The sequence below is a fragment of the Novosphingobium sp. PASSN1 genome (genome assembly GCF_002278815.1).
Window position 1 is genome coordinate 1 of the sequence record NZ_NKIS01000025.1, and the last position, 16,475, is coordinate 16,475.

General features: G+C 64.4%; 15 protein-coding genes and 1 pseudogene. 4 read left to right on the forward strand and 12 right to left on the reverse strand.

The window, feature by feature from the left end:
• The 3 genes and pseudogenes from CFE35_RS21885 to CFE35_RS21895 all read right to left on the reverse strand — a co-directional run.
• Positions 1-252: pseudogene (locus CFE35_RS21885) on the reverse strand (acetyl-CoA C-acyltransferase); the annotation flags it as partial.
• 4 nt (positions 253-256) lie between these two features.
• On the reverse strand, positions 257-583 hold the full coding sequence (locus tag CFE35_RS21890; protein WP_292933955.1) for a hypothetical protein: 327 nt from the start codon (positions 581-583) through the stop codon (positions 257-259).
• Between the two features lie 360 nt (positions 584-943).
• A complete protein-coding gene (locus CFE35_RS21895) occupies positions 944-2,470 on the reverse strand; it encodes an acyl-CoA carboxylase subunit beta (RefSeq protein WP_292933956.1) in 1,527 nt (508 codons plus the stop codon).
• 120 nt (positions 2,471-2,590) lie between these two features.
• Here CFE35_RS21895 and CFE35_RS21900 point away from each other — a divergent pair, with 120 nt between their 5' ends.
• On the forward strand, positions 2,591-4,012 hold the full coding sequence (locus CFE35_RS21900; protein WP_292933957.1) for a short-chain fatty acyl-CoA regulator family protein: 1,422 nt from the start codon (positions 2,591-2,593) through the stop codon (positions 4,010-4,012).
• Positions 4,013-4,026: 14 nt separating this feature from the next.
• Here CFE35_RS21900 and CFE35_RS21905 read toward each other — a convergent pair whose 3' ends face one another.
• Positions 4,027-4,902 carry a metal-dependent hydrolase gene (locus CFE35_RS21905; RefSeq protein WP_292933959.1) on the reverse strand — a complete coding sequence of 292 codons (876 nt, stop codon included), beginning with the start codon at positions 4,900-4,902 and terminating at the stop codon, positions 4,027-4,029.
• 83 nt (positions 4,903-4,985) lie between these two features.
• Here CFE35_RS21905 and CFE35_RS21910 point away from each other — a divergent pair, with 83 nt between their 5' ends.
• Positions 4,986-5,672, forward strand: coding sequence for a TetR-like C-terminal domain-containing protein (locus tag CFE35_RS21910; protein WP_292933961.1), 687 nt, complete (start codon positions 4,986-4,988; stop codon positions 5,670-5,672).
• A 68-nt stretch (positions 5,673-5,740) separates the two neighbouring features.
• On the opposite strand, the gene sucD is transcribed toward CFE35_RS21910, so the two are convergent.
• Complete coding sequence (sucD, locus tag CFE35_RS21915; protein WP_292933963.1) at positions 5,741-6,625, reverse strand: succinate--CoA ligase subunit alpha; 885 nt, start codon at positions 6,623-6,625, stop codon at positions 5,741-5,743.
• Positions 6,626-6,628: 3 nt separating this feature from the next.
• Positions 6,629-7,828 (reverse strand): ADP-forming succinate--CoA ligase subunit beta, encoded by a 1,200-nt coding sequence (sucC, locus tag CFE35_RS21920; RefSeq protein ID WP_292933965.1) that lies wholly within the window; start codon positions 7,826-7,828, stop codon positions 6,629-6,631.
• A 219-nt stretch (positions 7,829-8,047) separates the two neighbouring features.
• Here sucC and CFE35_RS21925 point away from each other — a divergent pair, with 219 nt between their 5' ends.
• Complete coding sequence (locus tag CFE35_RS21925; protein WP_292933966.1) at positions 8,048-8,824, forward strand: 3'(2'),5'-bisphosphate nucleotidase CysQ; 777 nt, start codon at positions 8,048-8,050, stop codon at positions 8,822-8,824.
• A 66-nt stretch (positions 8,825-8,890) separates the two neighbouring features.
• Here CFE35_RS21925 and CFE35_RS21930 read toward each other — a convergent pair whose 3' ends face one another.
• The 3 genes from CFE35_RS21930 to CFE35_RS21940 all read right to left on the reverse strand — a co-directional run bounded on the left by CFE35_RS21930 (position 8,891) and on the right by CFE35_RS21940 (position 11,257).
• Entirely contained in the window at positions 8,891-9,271 is a 381-nt protein-coding gene (locus CFE35_RS21930; protein ID WP_292933968.1) for a hypothetical protein, read from the reverse strand.
• 222 nt (positions 9,272-9,493) lie between these two features.
• Entirely contained in the window at positions 9,494-10,495 is a 1,002-nt protein-coding gene (locus CFE35_RS21935) for an aldo/keto reductase (RefSeq protein WP_292933970.1), read from the reverse strand.
• Positions 10,496-10,564: 69 nt separating this feature from the next.
• Positions 10,565-11,257, reverse strand: coding sequence for an OmpA family protein (locus CFE35_RS21940; protein WP_292933972.1), 693 nt, complete (start codon positions 11,255-11,257; stop codon positions 10,565-10,567).
• A 157-nt stretch (positions 11,258-11,414) separates the two neighbouring features.
• Here CFE35_RS21940 and CFE35_RS21945 point away from each other — a divergent pair, with 157 nt between their 5' ends.
• Positions 11,415-12,740: a hemolysin family protein gene (locus tag CFE35_RS21945; protein WP_292933973.1), complete on the forward strand. Its 1,326-nt coding sequence runs from the start codon at positions 11,415-11,417 to the stop codon at positions 12,738-12,740.
• Positions 12,741-12,890: 150 nt separating this feature from the next.
• Here CFE35_RS21945 and CFE35_RS21950 read toward each other — a convergent pair whose 3' ends face one another.
• From CFE35_RS21950 to ileS, 3 genes are all read right to left on the reverse strand, one after another.
• Entirely contained in the window at positions 12,891-13,316 is a 426-nt protein-coding gene (locus CFE35_RS21950; protein WP_292933975.1) for a DUF3035 domain-containing protein, read from the reverse strand.
• Complete coding sequence (lspA, locus tag CFE35_RS21955; protein ID WP_292933976.1) at positions 13,316-13,849, reverse strand: signal peptidase II; 534 nt, start codon at positions 13,847-13,849, stop codon at positions 13,316-13,318. Before lspA ends, CFE35_RS21950 begins: the two co-directional genes overlap by 1 nt.
• Positions 13,846-16,475: isoleucine--tRNA ligase (gene ileS / locus CFE35_RS21960; protein ID WP_292933977.1), on the reverse strand; the 2,630-nt coding region annotated here is incomplete at its 5' end. The genes lspA and ileS, both read right to left, overlap by 4 nt.

Genomic DNA, 16,475 nt, shown 5'->3' on the forward strand with positions numbered 1-16,475 from the left:
GGTCATCGCCGGGCGCGCAATGGGAACGCCAGCGTTCACCGCCGCGACGCGGCTGACATAGGCGTCCTTCGGCTGCGTCGGCACAACGGTGCCGATCACCACGTTCTCGACCTTGTCCGCGCTGATCCCGGCGCGGGCAATCGCCTCCTTGATCACGATGGTGCCCAGATCCGCCGGACGGAACGAGGCGAGGCTGCCGCCAAACGTGCCAATGGCCGTCCGCGCGCCGGAAACGATGAAGATGTCAGTCATTAATCTACCTCTTGTCTGCTGCGGCGCTGCCATTCAGGACCCGCACGTCAGCCTTTGATAACTGTACCCAATCGCAATATGCCGAAACACCTGCCGAAAATGCTGCAGCTATCGCCGCAAGTGCGGTCAAAGTGGCCAACAATCCCTGATAGAAAGAGAGCTTGAACTCTCTCTTTGCGGTTAGTATTTTTGTGTCAATCCAGTAGAGATTACCTTCACCATCAACACCAAGATGATTCAACGCATCTAAACTTATCGGGCGAACACCCTCTGGCGCACCTGGAATTGGATCGCCTGTAGACTGTGCCCAGTGCTTCCTGCCATCACTCATTGTTCAGGGCCTCGGATCGAGCATTGACCGGCACGCCCTTGAACAACGCGCAAAAGTGCTTGATCACGAAAACTGCTCATTTCAAACTCAGGTACTCCGCCTGTCGATTTGCGCATTTGTGCAAGCTGCTCGATCGCTCCGCTACACTTTGCCATTACAGCTTGGCTGATCTCGATATTTGACCCTGGTGCTCGCCCAAGGCGATAGCCCCACTTTGTAATGCATTGTTGAACGATTTGTACTTGCTCATTGGGCGTAGAGCCGCTCCCTATAAACCCGGGGGTATCGTCGCAAATCAGGTCTTGGTCCCGCAATTTCTGCGAGCAAGAGGTGAGTGCAAGGAAACAAAGGACAAGAGCCCTAGAGCGGAATATTGTCATGCTTCTTCCAGGGGTTCTCGAGGCTCTTGTTCCGCAGCTTGCGCAGCCCCAGCGCGATGCGCCGGCGGGTCGAGTGCGGATGGATCACCTCGTCGATGAAGCCCTTGCTCGCCGCCACGAACGGGTTGGCAAAGCGGTCTTCGTATTCTTTGGTCTTCTGCGCCTGCTCTTCGGTCGAAAGCCCGCGGAAGATGATCTCCACCGCGCCCTTCGCGCCCATCACCGCGATCTCGGCGGTCGGCCAGGCGTAGTTCAAATCGCCGCGCAGATGCTTGGAAGCCATAACGTCATAGGCGCCGCCATAGGCCTTGCGCGTGATAACGGTGATCTTGGGCACGGTCGCTTCGGCATAAGCGAACAGCAGCTTCGCGCCGTGCTTGATGATCCCGCCCAGTTCCTGCGCGGTGCCCGGCAGGAAGCCCGGCACATCGACGAAGGTCACGATCGGAATTTCGAACGCATCGCAGAAGCGCACGAAGCGCGCGGCCTTTTTGGAGGAATTGATATCGAGCACGCCTGCCAGCACCATCGGCTGGTTCGCCACCACGCCCACGGTCTTGCCCTCGATCCGGCCAAACCCGCAGATGATGTTCGCGGCGTGCTTGGGCTGGATTTCGAAAAACTCGCCTTCATCGAGCGTCTTGGCGATCACCTCGTGCATGTCATAGGGCTGGTTGGCCGAGGCCGGGATTAGTGTGTCGAGGCTCGGCTCCAGCCGGTCCCACGCATCCGCCGTCGGGCGTTCGGGCACGCCAGAGCGGTTGGTGAGCGGCAGATAATCGAAGAACTCGCGCGCCATCAGCAGCGCTTCGATATCGTTCTCGCAGGCAAGATCGGCCACAGAGGTCTTGGTCGAATGCGTCACCGCGCCGCCCAGCTCTTCCTGCGTCACGATCTCGTTGGTCACCGTCTTCACCACGTCCGGGCCAGTGACGAACATGTAGGAGCTGTCCTTCACCATGAAGATGAAGTCGGTCATCGCAGGCGAATAGACCGCGCCGCCCGCGCATGGCCCCATGATGAGCGAAAGCTGCGGCACCACGCCCGATGCCAGCACATTGCGCTGGAAGATTTCGGCATAGCCGCCAAGGCTGGCAACGCCCTCCTGAATGCGCGCACCGCCGCTATCGTTGATGCCGATCACCGGCGCGCCAACTTTCAGCGCCGTATCCATGATCTTGCAGATCTTCATCGCGTGCCGCTCGGAAACCGCGCCGCCGAACACGGTGAAGTCCTGGCTGAACACATAGACGAGCCGCCCGTTGATCGTGCCCGAACCGGTCACCACGCCGTCGCCCGGCACGGTCTGCTCGGGCATCCCGAAATCGACGCAATTGTGCTCGACGTAAGCGTCGATCTCTTCGAAGCTGCCCTCATCGAGCAGGATGTCGAGCCGCTCGCGCGCTGTCAGCTTGCCCTTGGCGTGCTGGGCATCGATGCGGCGCTGGCCGCCGCCCATGCGGGCCGCCTCGCGGCGCTTTTCCATTTCGGCAACATTGGCAGACATGCGCGGGCAATCCTCGGCTGCAGGCAATCAAGGCCGAGGCGGATGCCGCATTGCAGCGCGGCTGTCCAATGCAATTCAGCAAAGTTGCAAAGTCAAACTTTGCAAACTAGGCTATGCCCCATGGCGAACCGGCGGATCTTTGCAGGGCAGGCCCTGCGCACCTTGCGGACACGGCGCGGACTGCGGCAGGCGGAAATGGCGAGCGCGCTCGGCATCAGCGCGCCCTATCTCTCGCAGCTGGAAACCGACGAGCGCCACCTCACCCCCGCGCTGGCCGATGCGCTGCGCGCCGCCTTCCCCATCGATTGGGCCGATCTCGCCCCCGCCGAAGCTGATACCCTTGCGGAATCGCTGCGCGAGGCGCTGGCCGATCCGCAGCTTCCCGGCGGCATCCCGGCGGATCAGGTCGAGCGTCTGGCCCGCCAGTTCCCGCAATTTGCCGAGAGCTTCATTGCGCTCCACAGCCTCTTCGCCAAGGGCCGCCAGCGCCTCGAAATGCTGGACGAAGCCATCGGTTCAGACTTCGGCGGCTCCGAAATCGCGGGCGGCCGCCTGCCGTGGGAGGAAGTGCGCGACTGGTTCCACCTCGCCAACAACTACGTCGATCGCATCGACCGCGACGCCGAAACGCTCGCCCACGAAATCGCCGGGGACGAAGCAAGCCCGCGCATCCGCACCATGCAGCAATGGCTTCGCCGCGAAGGCGTCACCATCGAATGGGCGAGCGGCGGGGCCATGCGCCGCTTCGACGCGGGCAGCCGCCATCTCCTGCTCGATTCCGCCCAGCCCAACGAATCGAGCCGCTTCCAGCTGGCCTACCAAGTCGCCGCGCTCGCCCTCTCAGGCCAGATCGCCGAAATCGTCGCCTCCGCCCCGCTGCAAACCGAAGCCGCACGCCACCTGCTCACTGTCGGTCTTGGCAACTATGCGGCGGGCGCGCTGCTCATGCCCTACGAGCGTTTCCGCAGCGCCGCGCGCACGCTGCGCCACGATATCGACCGCTTGCGGCAGCTTTTCCATGTCAGCTTCGAGCAGTGCTGCCACCGCCTCTCCACCCTGCAACGCCCGCAGGCACGCGGCATTCCGGTATTCTTCGCGCGGGTCGACATGGCCGGCAACATCACCAAGCGCCACTCCGCCACGCGCCTGCAGTTCGGACGTTTCGGCGGTGCCTGCCCGCTGTGGATCGTCCACGAAGCCGTCGCCATCCCGGACCGCATCCACGTGCAATTGGCCGAGATGCCCGATGGCATCCGCTATGTCTCGATTGCCAAGGGCCTCGTAAAACCCAGCGGCAGCTACTACCGCCAGCCCCGCCGCTACGCCGTGGTGCTGGGCTGCGAGGCGGCGCTGGCGGACGAATTCGTCTATGCCGACGGCCTGAACCTGACGAACGAGGACGCCGTCACCCGCATCGGCATCTCCTGCCGCATCTGCCCGCGCGATACCTGCGACCAGCGCGCCTTCCCGCCCAGCGACAAGGCCATCGCGGTCGATCCCAGCCAGCGCGATCTGGTGCCTTACCGGATCGTGGAGGGGTAGATCAGAACGGCACGTCAGAAGGGCACTGGCATCGCGGCACTGCGCGTATCGATGAGCGGCATCGGCGCGCCGCGTTCCTGCTGCCGGGCATGGCCTGCGATCCAGTCCCGCACCCACGGATGGTCCTTGATTTCGCGCGGATCGTGCCCCGGCACCATCGCGCGCAGCAAGGCAGGCCCCGCGCCCAGCAGGAACCGCGCCGCCCACCCCCACACCTTGAGGCGCGAAGCCGGGTTCTGCCAGCGGCCATCTGCCACCAGCAGCGCGCGGTAGCAGTGGCGGCTCCAGCGGATCACATCGAGCGCGCCGTGCAGCACCCCGAAGGCCCGCCGCCAATACCCCGGCGTGACCGCCTGATAGACATCGTGCGCCACCAGCTTGTGCTCGGTTTCCTCCACCATGTGCCACAGGATGAACGACGTGACGCCCGCATCCGCGCCGCGAAACAGCCTCGTCCGATTGCCTACCAACCAGTCGGTCACGCCCAGCGTCATCGCCTCAAACCCTGCGGCATAGGCCAGCCGCACCGCCAGCGGGCGCTTGCTCAGCCGCGCATAGGCCGCCGCCATTTCCGCCTCGACCTCGGCAAGGCTGGCATAGCCCTGGCCCAGCAGCACATTGTTGAAGCGCCGGTGCGTGCGGTAATGCTGCGTCTCCTGCATGCAGAAATCGCGCGCCTCGCGCCGCACGGCAGGGTCTTCGATCAGCTTTGCCGCCTCGCCCAGCGTAGCCACCAGAAACGGCTCCAGATGGGGCATCACGAACGAAGCGCCGTTGATCATCTGCGCCAGTTCCGGCGCGTGGGGAATCCAGTGCGCCGGGGTCTCGTCGGCAAATGCGAATGCGCCTTGCCGCACCGTGATGGGCGTGGTCGCCCCTTGCTCGCCCATCGCCCGCTCTCCTGCGCCGGTTCGATTCAATAACGACGTTATACCACTGGAATTCATCCGCGCAAGCGCCCATGCACCCGGCCATGTCGAATCAAGGCTCCCATGTGATCGAAGCCCCGCGCGAAGACCTCGCCGCGCGTCTGCTGGCCGAAGCGGAAGCGCTCGTCCGCCGCGATGGCCCGGACGGCATTGCCCTGCGCGAACTCGCGCGCGCCTGCGGCTCCTCGACGATGGCGATCTACACGCTTTATGGCGGCAAGCCCGGCCTGATGCAGGCGCTCTATGCGGTCGGCTTCGCGCGGCTCCACGCCTATGGCGTTGCGACCAGAGACCGCGATGCCCCCTTGCGCTGGATGGTCCGCCAGATGCTCGCCTACCGCCGCTTCGCGCTCGACAATACCGGGCTATACCGCCTGATGTTCGGCGGCGAAAAGCGCTTCATCCCCACGGACCGCCACACCCGCTTCGCCTCGCTCGCCGCGCCCGTAGACGACACTTACCCCGCCTTCGCCGAACTGGTGGATGCGGTCGGCACCTGCCTCGCGCACCACCGCCCAAGAACGTCTGACGCTGCGCCGGAGCCCGCCGAAGTGGATGACTTCGCCTTCCTCGTCTGGGGCCAGATGCACGGCCACGTCAGCCTCGAAATCGCGGGCTACGCCGATCCGGCGGACGCGCTGGGCCGATACCAGAACGTGGTCCGCTTCATCTGCACCCACTGCGGCGCGGACGCGGCTGACGTTGAGGCGGAACTCGACGCAGCACCATAACCCAGCACCAACGAAAAAGGCCGGAGGTTTCCCCCCGGCCCTTTCCTCAAACCAAAGCGCTTTGGGCCTCAGCCCTTCAGCACTTCCGCCAGCGTCTCACCCAGCAGGCTGGGTGACGGCGAAACGCGGATGCCAGCGGCTTCCATCGCGGCGATCTTGCTTTCCGCATCGCCCTTGCCGCCCGAAACGATCGCACCGGCATGACCCATGCGGCGGCCCGGAGGCGCCGAGCGGCCTGCGATGAAGCCGGCCATCGGCTTCTTGCGGCCACGCTTGGCCTCGTCGATGAGGAACTGCGCGGCGCTCTCTTCCGCGTCGCCGCCGATCTCGCCGATCATGATGATCGACTTGGTGTCGTCGTCCGCGAGGAACAGTTCGAGTACGTCGATGAAGTTGGTGCCGTTGACCGGATCGCCGCCGATGCCGACTGCCGTCGTCTGGCCAAGCCCGATGTTGGTGGTCTGGAACACCGCTTCATAGGTCAGCGTGCCCGAACGCGAAACGACGCCGACCGAGCCCTGCTTGAAGATCGAGCCCGGCATGATGCCGATCTTGCATTCGTTCGGGGTCAGCACGCCGGGGCAGTTCGGCCCGATCAGGCGCGATTTCGAACCCTGCAGCGCACGCTTCACGCGCACCATGTCGAGCACCGGAATGCCTTCGGTGATGCAGACGATCAGTTCCATCTGCGCATCAATGGCTTCGAGGATCGCGTCCGCCGCGCCCGGAGGCGGCACGTAGATGCAGCTCGCCGTGGCGCCGGTAGCGGCGCGGGCTTCGGCCACGGTGTCATACTGCGGCAGGCCGATGTGGCTGGTGCCGCCCTTGCCCGGGGTGACGCCCGCAACCATCTGCGTGCCATAGTCCAGCGCGGCCTGCGTGTGGAACGCGCCGGTCTTGCCGGTCATCCCCTGGGTGATGACCTTGGTGTGCTTGTTGACGAGAATCGACATGGTTCAGGAAACCTTCCGAACGGCGGCCACGATCTTCTGCGCGGCATCGCCAAGGTCGTTGGCGGGGACAATGGGGAGACCCGAATTGGCAAGGATATCCTTGCCCTGCTGCACGTTGGTGCCTTCAAGGCGCACGACGAGCGGAACCTGAAGGTTCACTTCCTTCGCGGCGGCAACGATGCCGTCGGCGATGATGTCGCACTTCATGATCCCGCCGAAGATGTTGACGAGAATGCCCTTCACTGCCGGATCGGACAGGATCAGCTTGAACGCCGCGGTCACCTTCTCGGTGGTGGCGCCGCCGCCCACGTCGAGGAAGTTGGCCGGGAATTCGCCGTTCAGCTTGATGATGTCCATCGTCGCCATGGCAAGACCAGCGCCGTTCACCATGCAGCCGATGTTGCCATCCAGCTTGATGTAGGCGAGGTCGTACTTGCTGGCTTCGATCTCCGCCGGGTCTTCCTCGGTCTCGTCACGCAACGTGACGACATCGGGGTGGCGATAGAGCGCGTTCGAATCGAAGCTCATCTTGGTGTCGAGGACGAGGAGGTTTCCGTCCTTCGTTTCCACCAGCGGATTGATTTCGAGCATGTCGCAATCGAGCGCCATGAACGCGGTGTAGAGCTGCTTGGCGATGGTGCCGGCCTGCTTGTTGAGCTCGCCCGTCAGCTTCAGTGCATAGCCCACGGCGCGGCCGTGGTGCGGCATGAAGCCCTGCGCCGGATCGATGGTGATCGTGGCGATCTTCTCAGGCGTGCTGTGCGCAACCTCTTCGATGTCCATGCCGCCTTCGGTCGAGACGATCATCGCGACGCGGCCGGTGCCCCGGTCCACCACCATCGAGAGGTAGTATTCCTTGGCGATATCGACGCCGTCGGTCACGTAGAGCCGGTTCACCTGCTTGCCCGCCGCGCCGGTCTGCACCGTCACCAGCGTGTTGCCGAGCATCTCCTTGGCGAACGCCTCAACCTCTTCGACCGACTTTGCGAGCCGCACGCCGCCCTTGGCATCGGCCGGCAGTTCCTTGAACTTGCCCTTGCCGCGCCCGCCCGCGTGGATCTGCGCCTTCACCACATAAAGCGGTCCGGGCAGCTGCTTCGCGGCGGCAACCGCTTCTTCGACCGTGAGGGCAGCAATGCCCGCCGGAATGCCGACGCCAAACTTGGCAAGCAATTCCTTGGCCTGATATTCATGAACGTTCATGCGTTATCCCCGCATCAAGAGAATGAGATCTAGCGGATTGAACCGGCAGGTCGCGCTGCCTTAAGCACACGGCCAAGGGCTTGAAAAGGCCTCGCGAGACCCAATCGCACCTGCACCGATGCATTCCGCGCCTGCAGCACCGAATACGAATGCACGGATTCACCAGCCGCACCACCGGCCCCTTGCGCTCAGGCCATCAAAGCCGCATCGCAAACGGCGATGATCGACTTCGACCGCTTCCGCCACATCATGGGCGAAGCCGGGCGTCTGGCCCTCGCCAGCTGGCCCGGCCACGGCCACGCGCTCGATGTGTGGGACAAGTCTCCGAACAACCCAGTCAGCGCCGCCGATCTGGCGGTCGATGCGTACCTCAAGCAGGAACTCGGCGCGCTATTGCCCTCCGCAGGCTGGCTCTCCGAAGAAACCGTCGATGATCCCTCCCGGCTCGACAAAGGGCTGTGCTGGCTGGTCGATCCCATCGACGGCACCCGTGATTTCGTGCGCGGACGCCCCGGCTGGGCCGTCTCCGTCGCGCTCATCTCCGAAGGCCGCCCCCTTATCGGCGCGCTCGATGCCCCTGCACGTGGAGAGTACTGGCAGGCCATCGCCGGACAAGGCGCACACCGCAACGATCTCCCCATCACCGCCAGCAACCGCCTGTCCCTCACCGGAGCCCGCGTCCCCGCCGACGCCCTCCCCCGCGTCGACCACGACCTCGTGCTGGTGGACAAACCCAATTCCATCGCCCTGCGCATCGCCATGGTCGCCGCCGACGAAGCCGATCTCCTCGCCACGCTGCGCTGGGGCTACGAATGGGATATCGCCGCCGCCACGCTGATCGCACGCGAAGCAGGCGCGGCGGTGAGCGATGCCTTCGGTGCTCCGCTGGCCTATAACAAACGCGATCCCCGGGCGTTCGGCCTGCTGGCCGCAGCACCCGCCATCCATGCGGCGGCGGTGGACCGGCTGGCGGAGCGCGCGAGCCGGATGGCGTAGAAAGAGGCCTCCGGCGGGCAAGGGCCATCGCCCTTGCATCCCTTAGTTTTACGGCAGTTTTGGTGGTTAGCTGTCGTTCGGCTCGATGACCAAAACGTCGAACCGTGCGACCCGCGTCGAACCCATCGCTTTCGCGAGTTCACGATCTTTGAAGCCGGGTTGGGCACCCATCCATTTGACGAATTCATCTCGCCCATCAGCTTCGAGCGGAAATATTCCGACAGGACCGGCCTCGGATGAGTAAAGCAGGAACACGACGTCTGCTCCCCAGGGGCCGCTATCATCGGTGGCCACTACAACCCGGCGAAGGTCACAAAGGGGTAGTGTACGCTCACCGCCTCCACCGTCGCTCGTCACGATTACTCCATCCCGAAAGCGCACGCACCACATGCTCATGGGTGAATGGTTCAGGAGTTTCTTGCGCAACCATTCGAACATCACCGTCATGATACCCATCGAGGGAATGTCCGCAACTGGGGGAAAGCAGTCGCTCGAATCTTTTCACGCTGGCCGGGCGCCCGCCACCACACAAAATCGTCAGCCCGGACTTGATCCGGGCCTTGGCTCTTCTTTTCGGGCGCGCCACGCCAGAAGAACAGCCCAACCCCGTGTCAGGCCCGGGGTGACGGGGATGGAAGGGGAATACCCCTTCCCCGCCGGAGCCAAAAATCAAGCCGCTGCAAACTCTTCCGTATCGATCGTCGCCTGCATCACCGGCCCATAACGGTGCCCCGCCACCGTCTGGTGGTTGATCAGCGCATCCACCTCGGCCACCAGCGCGGCGGAGGGCTCCCAGTCCCATCGCGCGATGTTTTCGGCGAGATGGTCCTGCCGCGAGGTGCCCGGAATCGCCACCACATGCGGACCGCGCGCCAGCACCCAGCCGAGCGCCAGCTGCGCCGCCGTCACGCCTTCGCGCGCTGCAAGGGCTGCGAACGCTTCGGCAAGGCCAAGGTTGTGCGCCCAGTTCTCACCCTGAAAGCGCGGCATGCCGGGCCGGATATCGCCCTTGGGCATCGCGGCAGGATCGGGCCGTTCATCGACCAGCAGCCCCCGACAGACTGGCGAGAACGCCACGAACGTGATGCCCAACTCGCGACACACATCCAGCACCGCAATCTCGGGGTTGCGCGTCATCGGCGAATATTCGGTCTGCAGCGCAGCGATGGGATGCTCGGCATGGGCGCGGCGCACCGTTTCGGCGGACATTTCGGAAAGACCGATCCCGCCGATCTTGCCCTCGCGCACCAGATCACCCAGCGCGCCGACCGATTCCTCGATCGGCACGGTGAAATCGCGGCGATGGAGATAGTAGAGATCGATGTGATCGGTCTTCAGCAGCTTGAGCGAGGTTTCCAGCGCGCCGCGGATGGTCTCCGGCTTGCAGTCGATCCGCCGTGCCTTGCCGTCGACAATGATGCCGGTCTTGCTGGCGAGGAAGAACTTGTTCCGCTGGCCCGAAAGCGCCTCGCCGATCAGCGTTTCGTTATGGCCATCGCCATAGATCCGCGCGGTATCGAGGTGATCGTAGCCAAGATCGAGCGCGCGGGCGAGGAGGCTGCGGCCATCCTCATCGGAAGGCGGCGTGCCATAGGCCCAGCTCAGCGACATGCAGCCAAGGCCGATGGGATTGGTTTCGCGACCGGCAATCGTGCGGCGGGTAAAGGTCATGGATGCGCTCCTGTTTCCAGAAGCGATGCCAGCCGGGCTGACAGGACGTCAACCCGGCTGGAAAAGGAATTACTGCCCCTGGCGTGCGCGGGCGACGTCATCCTGCGTCACTGGCACGATCTTGATCTCGACGCGGCGGTTGGCCGAACGGCCTTCCTCGGTGGCGTTCGAGGCAACCGGCTGAGTCTCACCCAGACCCTGGCTGCGGATGCGGCCCGCATTGACCCCGCGCGAGGCGAGGTAATCGGCCACCGCCCGCGCGCGGTTCTGCGAAAGCGTCTGGTTATAGGCATCCGAACCGGTCGAATCGGTGTGGCCATACACGTCGATCAGCGAATCGGGATACTGCACGAGGCTCTGTGCCACCTTGTCGAGCGTATCGCGGAAGGTGGGCTTGATCAGCGTGCTGTCGGTATCGAAGGTCACGCCGTTCGGCAGGTTGACGAGGATCGCCTTGCCGCCATCGACCGGGGTAACGTCCACGCCGGTGCCGGCGGTCTGCTCGCGCAGCTGCTTGATCTGCTTGTCGTAGGTGTAGCCAACTGCCGCACCGGCCACGCCGCCGATGCCTGCACCGATGATGCGGCCCGTGCCGCCGCCGATCAGGCCGCCCAGCAGCAGACCCGCCAGCGCGCCGCCACCAGCGCCGATCGCAGTGCGTGAAACCTTGCGCTGACCGGTATTGGGATCGGTCACGCAGGCCGAAAGGCTGACGAGCGAAACAGCGCAAAGGCTGGATACAAGAACGCGCCTGATTTTCATGGTACTTCCCCTGTGAACGGACTCTCCAGAGAGTGTCCCTCTAATTGAACGATTGCCGCCTCTTGCGGTTCCGCCGCGCTTATTCGTCCTACCATCCTGAACGCGAGCCGAATAGCAGGCCTTCATGCGGCGGCACAAATCTGCTAGCGCATTCCACGTGACCCCTTATCCATGGCCCGACGCCCTCATCATCCTTGGGCTTGTCGTCCTCAACGCCCTGTTTTCCATGACGGAACTGGCGATTGTCTCGGCACGCCCGGCGCGCCTCAAGGTTGCGGCCGAAGCCGGTAGCAAGGGCGCAAAAATCGCGCTCGATCTCGCGGCAGACCCGGGCAAGCTGCTTTCCACCGCGCAAATCGGCATCACGCTGATCGGCATCATCGCAGGTGCCTATTCCGGTGCCAGCCTTGGCGGCCCTACCGGTGAACGCCTTGCCGCGCTCGGCATGCCCGCCGAATGGGCGCCCACCATCGGCTTCATGCTGGTGATCGCAGTCACCACGTATCTCAGCCTGGTCGTTGGCGAGCTCGTCCCCAAGCAGCTCGCCCTGCGCGCGGCAGAGCCCATCGCGATCCTCGCCGCAGCGCCGATGGTGCTCATGGCCCGCGCCACCGCGCCGCTGGTGTGGACGCTCGATAGCTCCTCCTCGCTCATCCTGCGCCTGTTCGGCGTCAACCGCACCCACGAACAGGACGTGACGGCCGAAGAACTCCACATGATCTTCGCCGAAGCCACCCGCTCCGGCGTGATCGAGGAGGATGAGCGCGCACTGATGACCGGCATCATGCGCCTCGCCGAACGCCCCGTGCGCGAAGTGATGACCCCGCGCACCGAACTCCACTGGATCGAGCGCCGCGCACCCGAAACCGAACTGCGCGCCGCCATCGCCGATAGCCCGCACTCGCTGCTGCTGGTTGCCGATGGTTCGGTCGATAACGTCGTCGGCGTGGTCAAGGTGCGCGATGTGCTTTCGGTGCTGCTGCGCGGCCGCAAGGTCATGCTCGCGCGGCTGATGAAGAAGCCCGCCATCGTGCCCGATCAGCTCGATACGATGGACGCACTGCGCGTGATCCAGACGGCCGAAGTTGCCATCGCGCTGGTCCACGATGAATACGGCCACCTCGAGGGCATCGTGACCCCGGCCGATCTGCTCGATGCCATCGTCGGCAATTTCGTCGCACACGGCGATGAGGGCGATGCCCCGATGATCGTGGAGCGCGAAGACGGCTCGCTGCTGCTATCGGGCGCGCTACCGGCAGACGCACTGGCCGACCGGCTCGGGATCGAACTTCCCGAAGACCGCGATTTCGCGACCGCAGCCGGCTTCGCCCTCTCGGTGCTGAAACGGCTGCCCAACGAAGGCGAACACTTCAACGATCAGGGTTGGCGTTTCGAAGTGGTAGATATGGACGGCCGCAAGATCGACAAGTTGCTGGCGAACAGGATCAAGCCTGCACCCACCGCGCCGATGCTCGACGGCTGACAGGTCCTCCCCGTTTTGGCGAAGCCCAAATGGGGAGGTGGCAGCCCGGAGGGCTGACGGAGGGGTCAGCCACCCCTCCACCACCCGCTGCGCGGGCGGTCCCCCTCCCCATTTGCGTCTTCGACGAAAATGGGGAGGAATAGAAAGAGCTCAACCCGGAATGCTGGCCTGTGCCTCGCGCCCATCGCCTTCCGGCGCGGCGAGGATATCGCGGACCCCGGCGCCCTTGGCCACGGTCTTGGTGCGCGGATCGCCCACCACGCTGCGGATGCCGACGGCCGAAGCGCCCGCCTTGCCCAGCGTATCGGTTTCCACCGCGCTGCGCGGCGCGGGGCCGCCGAACAGGGCATCGAGCGCCTGCTTCGAGCTATCGAGATCCTGCGGGCGCGGCGCGCCGGGATTGGGCGGCATCAGCGAAAAATCGGGCGGCACCACCAGCGGCGCCTGACGGCTCACGGCAAACTCGTCAGGTCGGATGCGGTTGAACAGCGAGCCGCCCTGCGAGCACGCGCCGAGCAGCATCGCGCCGCCAGCAAGCATCAGGATCGAGGTGGACCCACGTACAAAATGGCGCATCAAACAGTCTCCGTGGCGGTATCATCGGGGGTTTCCGCCGCTTGGGCGGGCTTTTCGCGCGAAAGCAGCGACCGGGCAAGCAGTATCAGCACACCCACAGTGATCGCCGCATCGGCAAGATTGAAGATCAGGAACGGCCGCCATGTGCCAATGTGCAGATCGGCATAATCGATCACATAGCCGCGCGTGAACCGGTCATAGATATTGCCGAGCGCCCCGCCCAGCACGAGCGCCAGCGCCAGAATCTCCCCCAGCACTTGCTCGCGCAGCATCCACACCATCACGCCGCACGCGATCAGGCCGGTCATCGCCAGCAGCATGAGCTTGGTCTCGCTCGATTCGGCGGTGAACAGGCCGTAGGAAACGCCGTAATTCTCGGTCCAGCGCAGATCGAAGAACGGCAGCAGCTTGATGAGGCCGATCTGCTGCAACGCCAGCGGCCCCGCCACGAAAGCCTTGATGCCCCGGTCCAGCCCGAACACGCCGAGCGCCAGCGCAAACCCGCCCGCACGCAGCGCCGCCGGGCTGCTCATGCCTCCAGCCCCGCCACAACCTCGTCGCAGCGCCCGCACAGCGCGCCGTCTTCGGCCACTTCCGGCAGATGCCGCCAGCAGCGGCCGCACTTGTGCAGGGAGGTGGCGGTGATCAACACCTCCTCGCCCTGCCCGCGCGTGACTGACGCGGTGATGAACAGCTCCGCCAGATCAGCCTCGGGCGCGCTGGCCGGAACGGTCACTTCCGCCTGCAGACTCGATCCGATCACCTTGTCGCGGCGCAGCGGCTCGATGGCCTCGGTCACCGTGGTGCGCAGCGCGCGCAGGGCTTCGAAGCGTTCGGCCAGCGCGGCATCGCGCCACTCGGCCGGAACTTCGCGCAGTGCTTCAAGATGCACGCTGCCCCGATCCGGGAAGCGCGTGGTCCACACTTCCTCTGCCGTGAACACCAGCACCGGCGCGGCATAGCGCACCAGCGCGTGGAACAGCACATCGAGCACCGTACGATAAGCGCGGCGCTTCGGGTCCGTCGGCGCGTCGCAGTAGAGGCAGTCCTTGCGGATATCGAAGAAGAACGCCGAGAGGTCCTCGTTGCAGAAATCGATCAGCACGCGGGTGTAGGTGTTGAAATCGAAGTCCGCGATGGCCTGCCGCAGCGCGCTGTCCAGCTCCGCGAGCCGGTGCAGCATATAGCGCTCCAGCTCCGGCATATCCGCTGCGGGGACGCTCTCGTCCTCGCTGAACCCATCCAGCGCGCCCAGCAGGTAGCGGAACGTGTTGCGCAGCTTGCGGTACTGGTCCGCCACACCGGCCAGGATTTCCTTCCCGATGCGGTGGTCCTCGGTGAAATCGACCGAAAGCGCCCACAGCCGCAGGATATCCGCGCCATATTCCTTCATCAGGTCGATGGGCGAGATCGTGTTGCCCAAGGACTTGGACATCTTCATGCCCTTGGCGTCCATCGTGAAGCCGTGGGTCAGGACCGCCTTGTAGGGCGCATGGCCTCGCGTGGCGCACGCTTCCAGCAGCGAGGACTGGAACCAGCCGCGATGCTGGTCCGAGCCTTCGAGATAGAGATCGGCATGCGGGCCGGTGTAGCCATCCGGGCGCAGCAGATCGGGCCACCGGCCCGATTCGAGCACGAAGGCATGCGTGCTGCCGCTATCGAACCACACGTCGAGAATGTCGGTGACGCGCTCGTAGTCTTCCAGCTTGTAGTCCGCGCCGAGATACTCCTGCGCACGCTCCTCGGACCACGCATCGACGCCGCCCGCGCGCACAGCCGCCACGATCCGCGCATTGACGGCAGGATCATTGAGGTACTGGCCGGTCTTGCGGTTCACAAACAGCGTGATCGGCACACCCCACGCGCGCTGGCGCGAAAGCACCCAGTCCGGCCGCCCCTCGACCATCGCGCCGATGCGGTTGCGGCCCTTTTCCGGCACCCAGCGCGTTTCGGCGATGGCGTTCACGGCGATCTGGCGCAGCGTTGCGTTCGGATGCTCCAGCGCGCCGCCCTCGTTGTCCCAGCGGTTTTCCGCCCGGCTTTCCGCGTGCGGCATATCGACCGGACGATCCATCGGCACAAACCACTGCGGCGTGCAGCGATAGATCACCTTGGCCTTCGAACGCCACGAATGCGGGTAGGAATGCTTGTAGTCGGCCGAGGCTGCGACCAGCCCGCCCGCCTCGCGCAGCGCCTCGCAGATCGGCCCGTCCGGCGCATTGAACTTGGGATTGATGACCGAGCCTTGCCCGCCGAGCCAGCCCCAGTCCTCGCGGTACTTGCCATCGCCCTGCACCGCGAACACCGGCTCGATCCCGTGCGCCTTGCACAGCGCAAAGTCGTCCTCGCCATGGTCCGGCGCCATATGGACAAGGCCCGTGCCGCTGTCCGTCGTGACGAAATCGCCGGGGAGAAACGGACGAGGGCGGAGGAAGAAGTCGATATCTCGTTGAGTTGATCCGTCACCGGCAAACGAAGCTAGCTTTGCGGCCATTGGGTGCAACGCACTCGCGCCTGCGAATGCAGCTCCGCCAAATGACATTGATCCAGTCAGGTTTGACTGAGCCTCATTCCAAAACGGGTGGTTTTCATCCCTAGTGGCATCCCCATGGCCCACGCGGCGAAGAAAATCATGTAGGAGATCCATCGCGACAATGTAGCGACGTTCCCCAAGTCGAATTTGCGTGTATTCGTTCTGCGGCCCATAGGCCAAAGCCTGATTTACCGGAATCGTCCAAGGGGTCGTAGTCCAGATCACCGCGTAAGCGCCGACCAACTCGGGACAGTTCGGAGCCTCCGTAATCTGAAACGCCACGTCGATCTGGGTCGAGACGATATCCTCGTACTCGACCTCCGCCTCGGCCAGCGCGGTCTTCTCCACCGGCGACCACATCACCGGTTTCGCACCGCGATAGAGCTGGCCGCTCTCGGCAAACTTCAGCAGTTCGCCAACGATGGTGCCTTCCGCTTCCGGGTCCATCGTCAGGTAGGGATGATCCCAATCGCCATTGATGCCGAGCCGCTTGAGCTGCTCGCGCTGCACGTCCACCCACTTCTGGGCATAAGCGCGGCATTCGGCGCGGAACTCGACCGGCGGAACCTCGTCCTTGTTCTTCTTCTTCTTGCGGTACTCTTCCTCGACCTTCCACTCGATGGGGA

What these genes read in the sequence shown, in the direction of transcription:
- CFE35_RS21905 (WP_292933959.1), bottom strand. Translation starts at nt 4,902, where the DNA reads ATGGGCGAGCAAGGGGCGACCACGCCCATCACGGTGCGGCAAGGCGCA.
- CFE35_RS21935 (WP_292933970.1), bottom strand. Translation starts at nt 10,495, where the DNA reads ATGACCTTTACCCGCCGCACGATTGCCGGTCGCGAAACCAATCCCATC.
- CFE35_RS21930 (WP_292933968.1), bottom strand. Translation starts at nt 9,271, where the DNA reads ATGACGGTGATGTTCGAATGGTTGCGCAAGAAACTCCTGAACCATTCA.
- CFE35_RS21910 (WP_292933961.1), top strand. Translation starts at nt 4,986, where the DNA reads ATGTCGAATCAAGGCTCCCATGTGATCGAAGCCCCGCGCGAAGACCTC.
- CFE35_RS21950 (WP_292933975.1), bottom strand. Translation starts at nt 13,316, where the DNA reads ATGCGCCATTTTGTACGTGGGTCCACCTCGATCCTGATGCTTGCTGGC.
- sucC (WP_292933965.1), bottom strand. Translation starts at nt 7,828, where the DNA reads ATGAACGTTCATGAATATCAGGCCAAGGAATTGCTTGCCAAGTTTGGC.
- CFE35_RS21940 (WP_292933972.1), bottom strand. Translation starts at nt 11,257, where the DNA reads ATGAAAATCAGGCGCGTTCTTGTATCCAGCCTTTGCGCTGTTTCGCTC.
- CFE35_RS21900 (WP_292933957.1), top strand. Translation starts at nt 2,591, where the DNA reads ATGGCGAACCGGCGGATCTTTGCAGGGCAGGCCCTGCGCACCTTGCGG.
- CFE35_RS21925 (WP_292933966.1), top strand. Translation starts at nt 8,048, where the DNA reads ATGATCGACTTCGACCGCTTCCGCCACATCATGGGCGAAGCCGGGCGT.
- CFE35_RS21895 (WP_292933956.1), bottom strand. Translation starts at nt 2,470, where the DNA reads ATGTCTGCCAATGTTGCCGAAATGGAAAAGCGCCGCGAGGCGGCCCGC.
- sucD (WP_292933963.1), bottom strand. Translation starts at nt 6,625, where the DNA reads ATGTCGATTCTCGTCAACAAGCACACCAAGGTCATCACCCAGGGGATG.
- lspA (WP_292933976.1), bottom strand. Translation starts at nt 13,849, where the DNA reads ATGAGCAGCCCGGCGGCGCTGCGTGCGGGCGGGTTTGCGCTGGCGCTC.
- CFE35_RS21890 (WP_292933955.1), bottom strand. Translation starts at nt 583, where the DNA reads ATGAGTGATGGCAGGAAGCACTGGGCACAGTCTACAGGCGATCCAATT.